At 42.4% G+C, this 11,003-nt stretch carries 9 protein-coding genes and 1 rRNA gene (1 of these 10 running past the window's edge); 8 read left to right on the top strand and 2 right to left on the bottom strand.

Annotated features, from left to right (window positions below):
* The 6 genes from KT990_RS08905 to KT990_RS08880 all read left to right on the top strand — a co-directional run.
* Window positions 1-43, top strand: a 23S ribosomal RNA gene (locus tag KT990_RS08905) (it extends 2,879 nt beyond the left edge of the window).
* Window positions 44-112: 69 nt separating this feature from the next.
* On the top strand, window positions 113-1,360 hold the full coding sequence (locus KT990_RS08900) for an esterase-like activity of phytase family protein (RefSeq protein ID WP_227523951.1): 1,248 nt from the start codon (window positions 113-115) through the stop codon (window positions 1,358-1,360).
* Between the two features lie 288 nt (window positions 1,361-1,648).
* A complete protein-coding gene (locus tag KT990_RS08895; protein WP_171294226.1) occupies window positions 1,649-3,013 on the top strand; it encodes an MFS transporter in 1,365 nt (454 codons plus the stop codon).
* A 336-nt stretch (window positions 3,014-3,349) separates the two neighbouring features.
* Entirely contained in the window at window positions 3,350-4,699 is a 1,350-nt protein-coding gene (locus KT990_RS08890) for an aromatic acid/H+ symport family MFS transporter (RefSeq protein WP_218208668.1), read from the top strand.
* A gap of 103 nt (window positions 4,700-4,802) precedes the next feature.
* Entirely contained in the window at window positions 4,803-5,201 is a 399-nt protein-coding gene (locus tag KT990_RS08885; RefSeq protein WP_100329636.1) for a hypothetical protein, read from the top strand.
* Window positions 5,202-5,352: 151 nt separating this feature from the next.
* The gene (locus KT990_RS08880) at window positions 5,353-5,673 is read left to right on the top strand and encodes an ankyrin repeat domain-containing protein (RefSeq protein ID WP_159138864.1); all 321 of its coding nucleotides are present in this window, start codon (window positions 5,353-5,355) and stop codon (window positions 5,671-5,673) included.
* A 47-nt stretch (window positions 5,674-5,720) separates the two neighbouring features.
* On the opposite strand, the gene KT990_RS08875 is transcribed toward KT990_RS08880, so the two are convergent.
* Complete coding sequence (locus KT990_RS08875; protein WP_005173569.1) at window positions 5,721-6,272, bottom strand: type 1 glutamine amidotransferase domain-containing protein; 552 nt, start codon at window positions 6,270-6,272, stop codon at window positions 5,721-5,723.
* Window positions 6,273-6,651: 379 nt separating this feature from the next.
* Complete coding sequence (locus tag KT990_RS08870) at window positions 6,652-7,341, bottom strand: TIGR04219 family outer membrane beta-barrel protein (RefSeq protein ID WP_218208667.1); 690 nt, start codon at window positions 7,339-7,341, stop codon at window positions 6,652-6,654.
* A gap of 135 nt (window positions 7,342-7,476) precedes the next feature.
* On the opposite strand from KT990_RS08870, the gene KT990_RS08865 reads away from it, so the two are divergent.
* Together KT990_RS08865 and KT990_RS08860 are read left to right on the top strand one after the other, a co-directional pair.
* Window positions 7,477-8,925, top strand: a complete 1,449-nt coding sequence (locus KT990_RS08865) for an aldehyde dehydrogenase family protein (protein WP_005173573.1) — start codon at window positions 7,477-7,479, stop codon at window positions 8,923-8,925.
* A 596-nt stretch (window positions 8,926-9,521) separates the two neighbouring features.
* Window positions 9,522-10,997, top strand: a complete 1,476-nt coding sequence (locus KT990_RS08860; RefSeq protein WP_005173575.1) for a sodium-dependent transporter — start codon at window positions 9,522-9,524, stop codon at window positions 10,995-10,997.
* Window positions 10,998-11,003: the final 6 nt, after the last annotated feature.

Raw genomic sequence — 11,003 nt, 5'->3', positions numbered from 1 at the left:
TTTTATAATTATTAAGATAAAACTGTCCTTAAAACTTCATCTCATCGCAACTGTCCTGTCATTCACACTGTATTAAATAAGATGTCGACTTTATAAAAAGATGAATAGATGTATGAGAAAAATTTCTTTAAGTTTGCTGGCGGTCTCTGTATTCGCTCTGACGGCATGCAATGAATCCGATGATAAAACCCTTCAGCCCATCGAAAGCGTAACTGAACCAACTTTGGTGTCTTTTGCCAAACTGGATGTAGAGACCTATGCAAAAGGCCCTGATTCAGGACGAGATGTACGTGGGGCAAATGGTATTTTTCCTCCATTTTCAGGCCAGCCTGTACAGGGTTTTTCTGCTGCATTAAAGCAGCCGGATGGAACTTATCTGGTGATGTCGGATAATGGCTTTGGCTCGCAAGATAATTCTTCTGATTATTTATTGCGTTTGCATCATCTTTCTAGCGCTTTCAGAACCAAGGCGGGCGGTACAGCAACTGTCAAACATTTATCTTATATTCAGCTTCGTGATCCGAACAAACTGATTCCTTTTGAAATTGTCCATCAGAATACTCAAGAGCGTTTATTGACAGGTGCTGACTTTGATCCGGAATCTATGCAGCGCGCGCCCAATGGCGATATCTGGATTGGAGATGAATTTGGCCCTTATTTATTACATTTTAGTGCAGATGGAATATTAAAAAGTCCGCCGATTGCTTTAGCGCATCCATTAGAAGCTGGAACTGAACTCAGATCTCCACAAAATCAGCTAAACAAGGGGACTACCGGTTATATTGAACCTTTGGTACAGCGGAGTGGGGGCTTTGAAGGTATGGCAATTTCCCCCAATGGTCGCTATTTATATCCTTTACTTGAAAAACCTTTATTAAATGCCACGACGCCACAACTAATCATTTCAGAATTTGATCTGGAAAAGAAAGTTTATACTGGAAATTTCTATTATTTTGAGTTGGCTTCGAAAGCCTCTGCAATTGGTGATTTTCAGTTATTTAGTGCCAAAGAAGGTGTGATTATTGAACGTGATGACAGTGAAAATAATCTGGGCGGCTATAAAAAATTAATCAAGGTCAGATTGAATCAGTCCGGTGAGTCTGTCGCACGTGAAGAACTGGTTAATTTAATGGATCTGGCCAATCCAGATTTACTTTATGGTCCGGTACGTCCGGGAGATCTTGCCACCGGTCAGCGCTTTGGTTTTCCATTTCAGACCATTGAAGACATTATTATTGAAGGGCCTGATTTAATTACCGTCTTGAATGACAATAACTTTCCCGGTTCAAGTGGTCGTAATCGAAATCTGGCAGATGATAATGAAATTATTCAGATCCGATTAGCTCAAGCATTATATTAATTTCAGTTTTTTCTCAATTTTAAAACGTTCCCTGAGTCTGAGAACTCAGGGATTTTTATATCGAAGAAGTAGCTTGAATTGTTAAGAAATCATTAAAAACTGGACGCATGGGTTTAGAATTTTGAGTAAAGCTTAAGACTTTAGTCGCATATTGCCTGAAAATTAGCTGTGTTGAACTAAGTTGTTGCACGAACATGGCGATAAGAATCATTAAAAATAATAAATAAGAGTTAGTGGCATGTGTCGTGCTGAAAACAACGAATAATAACTCACAGGAGGTGAGTAAAAATGGTAGAAAACACGAAAATGGCAGCAAATACGGTTAGTGTGAATGATGTGATTGATCAGGCAAAATTCACTAAATTTCACTTAAGCATTGTATTGTGGTGTTTGTTTATTGTTCTATTTGACGGGTATGATTTAGCAATTAACGGTGTCGTTCTGCCTCTACTGATGCAGGAGTGGGGCATGAGTGCTGTTGAAGCAGGCATGCTTGCCAGTACAGCACTAGCCGGCATGATGTTTGGTGCCATGCTGTTTGGGATGCTTGCAGACAAAATCGGTCGTAAAAAAGTGATTTTAATTTGTGTCACTTTATTTAGTGCTTTTACATTTTTGGGTGGATTTACCACCACTCCAACAGAGTTTGGTATTTTACGTTTTATTGCCGGCTTGGGCATAGGCGGGGTATTACCTAACCTGGTTGCGTTAACCTCTGAATATGCGCCTAAACGTTTAAAAAGTACACTTGTAACCACCATGTTTAGTGGTTATGCCGTAGGTGGGATTATGGCTGCATTATGTGGTACATGGTTTACCCCAAGTTTTGGTTGGGAAATTATGTTCTTCATTGCAGGTATTCCCTTACTTTTTGTTCCATTGTTTTGGAAGTTCTTACCTGAGTCTCTAACTTTCTTGGTTAAAGAACAAAAAATGAATGAGGCACGTCATTTTATAAAACGAGTTGAGCCAACTGCAGACGTACGAGCAGACACTGAACTGGTTCTAGCCACAGGCGATCAGACACAAAGTGCATCAGTAAAAGCGTTATTTACAGAAAATCGTGCAATGGGAACATTCTTATTCTGGATTGCTTTCTTTATGTGCTTGCTCATGCTTTATGCACTTGGAAGTTGGCTGCCAAAACTCATGATGGCTGCGGGATATTCTTTAGGCAGCAGTTTAATGTTCTTATTAGCACTGAATATTGGTGCCGTGATCGGAACCATTAGCGGTGGTATTCTGGCAGACCGTTTTGACTTTAAACCTGTTCTTATTAGTATGTTAACTGTGGGTGTACTGTCTCTGGTTGGTTTAGGCTTTAACTCTCCAACACCTGTTATTTATTTACTTGTCAGTTTGGCAGGTGCTTCATCTATTGGTACCAGTATCTTGTTATATAGCTATGTTGCTCAATACTATCCTGTTGCAGTACGTTCTACCGGTATTGGTTGGGCGTCTGCTGTGGGGCGTACAGGTGCAATTGTGGGTCCAATTGTGATTGGTATGCTGCTGGGTATGGAATTACCACATAAATGGAATTTCATCGCGGTTGCCATGCCGGGTATTATTGGCATCATCGCTATTTCAATGATTCGTCAACCACAACCCGGTCGCGTTCAGGTGAAACAATTAAAAGCAGCCAAAATTTAAACGATCCTCATAGATTCATTCAGCTAAAAAAACCCCTTTGTCTGAAGGGGTTTTTTATATCTTTAGTATGAAATAAAACCACTCAAAAAAAGTGATTGAGCTAAAAAATCTACAAATTCTGCTTAAATTAAAGTCATTATTATTAATGGCTTAAAATTTAATTTTAATAATAATGTGACATATCACGCAAATAAATGGCATTACATTTGTCATAGCAGAATATCAATTAGTCTTATTGTGCCTTAAATCCCGCTTGCGTATATTGCCTGACATTGAAGATTGCCTTCAATCTTCAACAAAGATGTTATGGACAAGTACTCATGGGAGATGAGAACGATGACAACGGAAAAAATAGATGTAAATTCTGTAGTCGATAATGCGAAATTCACGCCTTTCCACTTCAATGTAGTTGCTTGGTGTTTACTTATTATCTTATTTGATGGCTACGATTTAGCAATCAATGGTGTGGTTTTACCCTTACTGATGCAAGACTGGGGCTTAAGTGCAGTGCAAGCGGGCATGCTTGCAAGTACCGCACTGGCTGGCATGATGTTTGGTGCGATGATCTTCGGTTCCCTCGCGGACAAGATCGGTCGTAAGAAAGTGATCATGATCTGTATTGTATTATTCAGTGGTTTAACTTTTGCGGGTGGCTTTGCCTCAAATCCAACCGAATTCGGTATTTTACGTTTTCTTGCCGGTCTGGGTATTGGTGGGGTCATGCCGAATCTGGTGGCATTGACTTCGGAATATGCGCCACAAAAAATGCGCAGTACCTTGGTAACCACCATGTTTAGTGGTTATGCCGTCGGTGGTGTAATGGCTGCGTTGTTGGGTTCATGGTTTACCCCAAGTTTTGGTTGGGAAATCATGTTCTTTATCGCGGGTATTCCATTATTTTTATTACCAGTGATCTGGAAATTTTTGCCTGAATCGCTGGCATTTATTGTGAAGCAAAACAAGCAGGCTGAAGCACGTCAAATCGTACGTCGTCTGGCACCAAATCTAACGGTTACCGAGAATACAACGCTTACCCTGCCACAGGAAAATGTGCCTGAAGCAGCAAACGTGGTGAGCTTGTTCCGTCGTGGCCGTGCGGTCAATACCTTATTGTTCTGGGTCGCGTTCTTCACTTGTCTGTTAACCATGTATGCTTTAAGCAGCTGGTTACCGAAGTTGATGATGGCAGCGGGCTACTCGATGGACAACAGTCTGATGTTCATGATGGTGATGAACGTGGGTGCGGTTGTAGGTATTGTGGGTGGTGGTATTCTGGCGGATCGTTTCCACTTGAAACCGGTACTGATGTTCCTGGGTATTATGGGTGCGATTGTGATGAGCCTGATGGGCTTCCAGTCGAATTCGTTCCTGCTTTACATCTTGGTGTTCTTGGCGGGTGCAGCGTCGATTGGTTCGCAAATGTTGCTATATAGCTATGTTGCGCAGTTCTACCCACTTGCGGTACGTTCGACAGGTATTGGCTGGTCTTCTGCGATTGGTCGTATGGGCGCGATTGTAGGCCCAATCCTGATTGGTGGCTTACTGGGTATGAACCTGCCAGCTTACTTCAACTTTATGGCAGTCGGTTTGCCGGTTCTGATTACTGCAATTGCGGTTGCGTTAATCATGCATGACAATGAATCTGAAAAGATTGGTTCAGTCGAGCCAGCAGTGTCTAAAGCTTAAAGCTAAGTATTAAATAAGAAGTCTCCGAAAGGGGGCTTTTTTGATTTTTGAATAATAGTATTCTATAAAGAGAATCAGTTTTATAAAAAGAGATATAACTTTTATGAGAATATTAATTTTAGGTGCAATATTTTTAGCAAATTCTTTTGTGTATGCTCAAAAAATAAATAGTTATGAATGTGTAATAGAAGAAATATCTAATAGTTATGATGTGAAAAATTTAGAGAATCATTACCTCGGTCAAATTTTCAATGTTAATCGTAGTACAGGAATCATAAGTGGGGCTTTGAAAAATGATTATGTTAATAAACCAATTATTATTGATCCAGGCTCCAAAGATAATAGTTTTAAAGTCATTAACTATTTAAAAATAGGGGAAGGATTAGGAAGAGGAAGCAATGTATATTCCCTTATTGTTGAGGAGTACCAAAGTAAACCTATCAAATCCTTTACTTATATGGACAATGCAATGGTATTTCGCGGTAATTGTAAAAATAAATAATGGATTTTGATTCTTCTCCAAGTAGTTCTCTCTTCAAACATTAAATACATAGTTTTACCGTATTTTCCTATACATATTCATAGCTATAGTTTTTTATTTAGTAGAGCGCGTTAGAATCAATCATAGATATTGAATAAATAGGATTACTTAGATGAACATCAACTCATTCTCCCCAATCCCTGAAGATGATGAACTGCATCTTCCTGAACTGGTCTACTGGGCATCTTTAGGCGACATCGAGCAGGTCGAGCAGGGCTTGCAAGAAGGTCTGGACGTCAACTCCGCCGATGAAGAAGGCTATAGCGCCTTACAGGCCGCCGCTGAAAATGATCATCTAGACGTAGTCAAACTTCTGGTTAGCAAAGGTGCAGATATTGCCCATCGCAGTCCACATACGGCACTAGAACTGGCCGAAATGGCAGGCAATAAAGAAGTGATGGTTTATCTAAAAAGCTTGACCGGAACTATTTAAAGCAAAAGAGAACCTCAATCATGAGATTCTCTTTTTATGGTAGGAACTTAGGCAGCATCGCCTTCAAGTTCTTTTAAAATGGCTTCATTAAAGGCCGGAAGATCATCCGGATTCCGTGAAGTAATCAGTACCCAGCCGCCGGTATTACAGCGATGCACTTCTTCATCGACCCATTTACCGCCGGCATTTTCCAGATCCAGCTTGATGCTCTTATACGAGGTCAGATTCTTGTCTTTAATTCGATCTGCATCAATTAAGGCCCATGGCCCGTGACAAATCGCCGCAATCGGTTTGTGATTGTCGGCAAAGTGCTGAATAATTTTCTGGGCATCCTGATTAATTCTTAAAGTATCTGCGTTGACTGTACCACCTGGAATCACCAACAGATCATAATCATTCAGGTCGACATGGTCGAAACTGGTATCAGGCGTATATTGGGTAGCAGCTTTGGTATCACCTTTGACAGTGGCTACATCTTCATTTTTTTCTGCAGCATGAATCACTTCAAAACCTTTGGACTTTAAAAAATTTAAAGGCTCAGTCAGTTCATCATGTTCAATACCTTGATTGGATGTAATAAAGAGGACCTTTTTTACCATGATTGCTGTTCCCAAAAAATGTGAGGATTTTTAGCTTAACAACAAGCCGATTTTTACAATGTTGGAGTTTTAACTCGGAACTGTTAAGCAATGATAAATAAAGCAATGCACAGAAAAAGAAATAGCAGAAAAAAAGCCCCAACATCCTGTTGGGGCTTTTTCCGTATCTCGTGATTTAGGTATAACTCCTGTCGTACCTCACGTCCTGATGCTTGCTTATTCTTGTTGTTTTTAGGTTTTCGGAGCATCCTGCTCTCTATGTGTCTAAAGTAATACACAAGCAGATTTTGTACCAGCAGCAGATTGCGCTTATTGTTGTACGCTTTGACTTACATGAACGCAGAGAAATTGAGCACGACCAGCTGCTGAATTCTTGGCATCAAAAATGTACATCTAAGCCAATATACGGGCCTTTAAATTCCAGCTGTAAATCTGGACATTGATCCTGTTGAAAATCTACCGTCATCATGCGATAACCGATTTTGGCACCGACATCGACCAGCAGATTATCAATAAAATCATATTGTAACTCAGCCTGTACATCGGTCTTTTTACTATCGCTGCCATGACTGTAAACGGCTTCTGCTTTGGCACTCAGTCCGGTAAATGGCAATTTAACCCCTGCAGTTGCATAGAGCAGTGGAGTGTATTCATCCAGATCGTATTGCGTGAAAGCCTCGGTATTCAGGTTTTTTACCGTACCCTCCAGATTGCTTAAGCCTGCGCCTACATCGGCATGTACCACGGTATCCAGTAATTCGTAATACAGAATATAGTCAATATTCTTCAGTTCGATTTCTGAGGCATTGATCGGAGTGCTTTGTTCGCTGTTGCTGTCCAGATTGACATATTTGATTTTGGCATTCGGTAAAAGCGGAATCGGATGTTCAAAAGCCACGGACAGCTGCGCCGTACCTTGTCGATCCAGATCATGTTTCATACTGCTATTTTCGCTATAACCGTTAAAATTCCAGTAGCTGAGATCGGCTTTTGCCCCGATGAAATCTGCATGACTGAGCGTGCTTAATCCAAAACTGAAGAATAATGTGGCGAGTATTTTTGTCTGCATGACAGTGAGTCCCTAAAGCTTTATTAAAATTGAGCGTGTCTGGTTACTTAAAAACATCTTCTTAATATTTATCAGCAAGTGCATGATATAGAGAATTTCAAAAATGTATATCCTAGGATTTTGAAGGACTAAAAAATGCGATCTACAGCAGTACAACAGTGTAAAGACTATTCATTCTATGTGGCTGGTCAGGCGGTTCAGACCGGAGAATGGCTAGAGGTTAAACATAAATATACGCAAGCACTCTATGCACGTGTAGCTTTGGCCGATGCCAAAAGTCTGGAGCAGGCCATTCAGTCTGCCCTAGACACCGAGGCAGAGATGGCGGCTTTAGAACCCTTTCAAAAACAGAAAATTCTACTGCATTGTGTAGGCCGCTTTCATGAAATACGCGAAGAACTGACTGAAATTCTGATTGCAGAAGGCGGTAAACCGCGCAAAGCGGCAGAAGCCGAAGTCGAGCGTCTGATTAATACCTTTCAAATTGCCGCAGATGCCGTGACTCAAATCGATCAGGGACGTATGCTGCCTTTGGCTGTAACCGCGGCAGCATCGGGGTATCAGGGTATGGTTAAGCAGGTGCCGATTGGCGCAGTGTCTTTAATCAGCCCTTTTAATTTCCCCTTAAATCTGACCGCCCATAAAATTGCACCGGCGATTGCTGCCGGTTGTCCTTTTGTGTTGAAACCCGCCAGTCTGACGCCGATTTCTGCCTTGAAAATTGCCGAGATTCTGGCGGAAACCGATTTGCCGAAAGGCGCATTTTCAGTTTTACCCTGTCCGCGCGAGCTGGCCGATGTGCTGGTCACCGATGACCGTTTTAAATTACTCAGTTTTACCGGTTCCGATGTGGTGGGTTGGGATATGAAAGCGCGAGCTGGCCGCAAAAAAGTGGTTCTGGAGCTGGGCGGTAATGCCGCAGTGATGATCGAGCCGGATACCGAAATTAATGATGCCTTGATTACCCGTCTGGTTGGCGGTGCTTATGGTCATGCCGGGCAGGTCTGTATCAGTGTGCAGCGCATTCTGGTGCATCAGGATATTTATGCCGAAGTCAGAGATAAACTGCTTGCAAAACTCAAACATCTGAAAGCCACCGATCCAAATCTGAGCACAACTTTGGTGGGGCCGATGATCAAGGAAGCAGAAGCCAAACGCCTGAAAAAATGGCTGGAAAAAGCACTGAAAAAGGATGCCAGAATTCTGGTAGGTGGTGAGCTGGATGGAGTGATGTTCGCACCGACTTTATTGGAAAACGTGGATCATAATCTGGAAATTTACCGTGATGAAGTCTTTGGTCCGGTGGCGATGATTGAACCTTATCCTGATTTTGAAGCGGGGATTGCCTGTATCAATCGTAGCCGTTTTGGCTTGCAGGCCGGAGTTTATACCCAGAACTTGAACAAGATGCTGTATGCCTGGGATCATCTGCATGTCGGCGGGGTCATTATCAATGACATTCCATCTTTCCGGGTGGACAACATGCCCTATGGTGGGGTGAAGGATTCAGGTTTAGGCCGTGAAGGGATTCAATCTGCCATTCGCGATATGCAGGAAGAACGGATGCTGGTGATTAAATCTTAAGTAAATGACATCAATCGCTCAGATTCTATAATGAATTTGCTGCAGGTCAGACCGGGGTATTGCAGTCCATTTTTAGATGTCAAAAATGCACGTGGAGCAGGGCGATCAGATCTCTGCTCCGCGCATTTCAGCTATAGAGTGGCTCACATCGCGATAAGCCTTTGACTTTAATTCTTCTATAAATATAAGGCGATTTGGATGATCGCAGCATGAGCTTTGCTTGACTACGGTTCTGTAGTCAAACTTAAGAAAGATATATTCCAAAAAGTTTGTCAATATATAACCTATAAAATCAGGTAGGTTTCGTTGAATTATTGAACGCTTAATTCGAATAGATTATAAATAACGAATATTTTCAGCAGAATTTACAGAAAAAATTTAAAAAAGTCAGTATTGTTGAACCATCTACAAGGTCAGCTTTTCGATCAGACTTTAAGCAAGATGTAAGACCTGCTGACCTGTTTGTACATTAGAATTCGACGCCCAAAAGGTGCAGCTCTAATCCAAACACCCAAAATAATTGAAATGCTTCTTTATTTGCTTGCGCTATAACCATAACAAGCAGCATCTGAAGGGGTTTAAAGTTTAGGTGTTCTATGACAGAAACTCGTGAGAATTGGTCTGCACGATCAGGATTCATTATTGCAGCGATTGGTTCCGCCGTTGGCTTGGGAAATATCTGGCGTTTCCCTTATGTGGCTTATGAAAATGGGGGTGGGGCATTCCTGATCCCTTACCTGATTGCGATTTTTGCAGCAGGTTTGCCTTTATTGTTTTTAGACTATGCGGTCGGACACAAGTTCCGTAAAGCACCACCCATGGCCTATAAAAAACTCATGAATGCCGAATCCTTGGGTTGGTGGCAGGTGATGGTGACCCTGATCATCGGGATTTATTATGCCAGCGTCTTGTCCTGGGCCGGCAGTTATATGTTCTATTCCTTTGGGCAGCAGTGGGGCACAGATACCCAGGACTTCTTTTTCAATACTTATCTGCAAAACGGCGAAGGTCTGGCCTTAGGTTTTGTTCCTGTCCTGTTTTTCGGTTTGGTAATTGTTTGGGCTGCGGTGATGCTGATTCTTTACGGTGGGGTACGCCGTGGGGTGGAACTGGCGAATAAAATCTTTATGCCACTTCTGGTGATTTTATTCTCTATTCTGGTGATTCAGGCAGTACGCTTACCGGGTGCAGTCGACGGCTTAAATGCTTTCTTTACGCCGAACTGGGAGGCCATGAGCAACTATAAAGTCTGGCTGGCCGCATTTGGTCATATCTTCTTCTCACTGTCGGTGGGCTTCGGGATTATGTTGACCTATGCCTCTTATTTGAAACGCAAAACCAACTTGACCGGTTCTGGGATCGTGGTGGCACTGGCCAACTCATCCTTTGAAATTCTGGCGGGTATTGGTGTATTTGCAGCGCTTGGTTTTATGGCCTTCAGCGCAGGTGCAAATGTTGAAGATGTCGTATCTGGCGGTATTGGTCTGGCCTTTATTGCTTTCCCGAAAATCATTTCCAGTTTAGGTGCAGGCGGTGACCTGTTTGGCTTCCTGTTCTTTGCTTCATTGACCGTTGCCGGTATTACCTCGATGGTCAGTATCCTGCAAGTTCCGATTGCCGCATTCCAGGACAAACTGGGCTGGTCGAAGAACAAGTCAGTCACGATTATTGCCGGTGGTTCAGCGGTGATTTCTACCTTGATGTTCTCGACCCATAGTGCGATTACCTTTGTCGACATTATTGACTACTTTGCCAATAATATCGGTATTGTCGGTGGTGGTTTGATCTCCATTATTCTGTTGTCGTGGTTCCGTCGTCCATTGATGAAACAGCTGGAAGGCCATGTGAATCAGTTTGCCAGCGTGAAACTTGGTCGCAGCTGGAACTTCATGCTGACCGTCATCACGCCGTTGTCCTTATTAATGGCATTGGGTCTGACCCTGAAATCGATCATGGCAGAAGGTTATGGTGGCTATGCTGCCAGCACCCTGTGGATGGTGGGTGGAGGTGTCATGGCATTCTTTATTCTGGGCGCCATTCTGTTTAGTCTGGTCAAAGACCGTCATAGCTAGGAGAGC

This window comes from Acinetobacter sp. F9 (genome assembly GCF_019195275.1).
GTDB classification, from domain to species: domain Bacteria; phylum Pseudomonadota; class Gammaproteobacteria; order Pseudomonadales; family Moraxellaceae; genus Acinetobacter; species Acinetobacter pseudolwoffii.
Note: the sequence above shows the minus strand (reverse complement) of the source record. Positions and strands in the feature narration are given on the sequence as shown.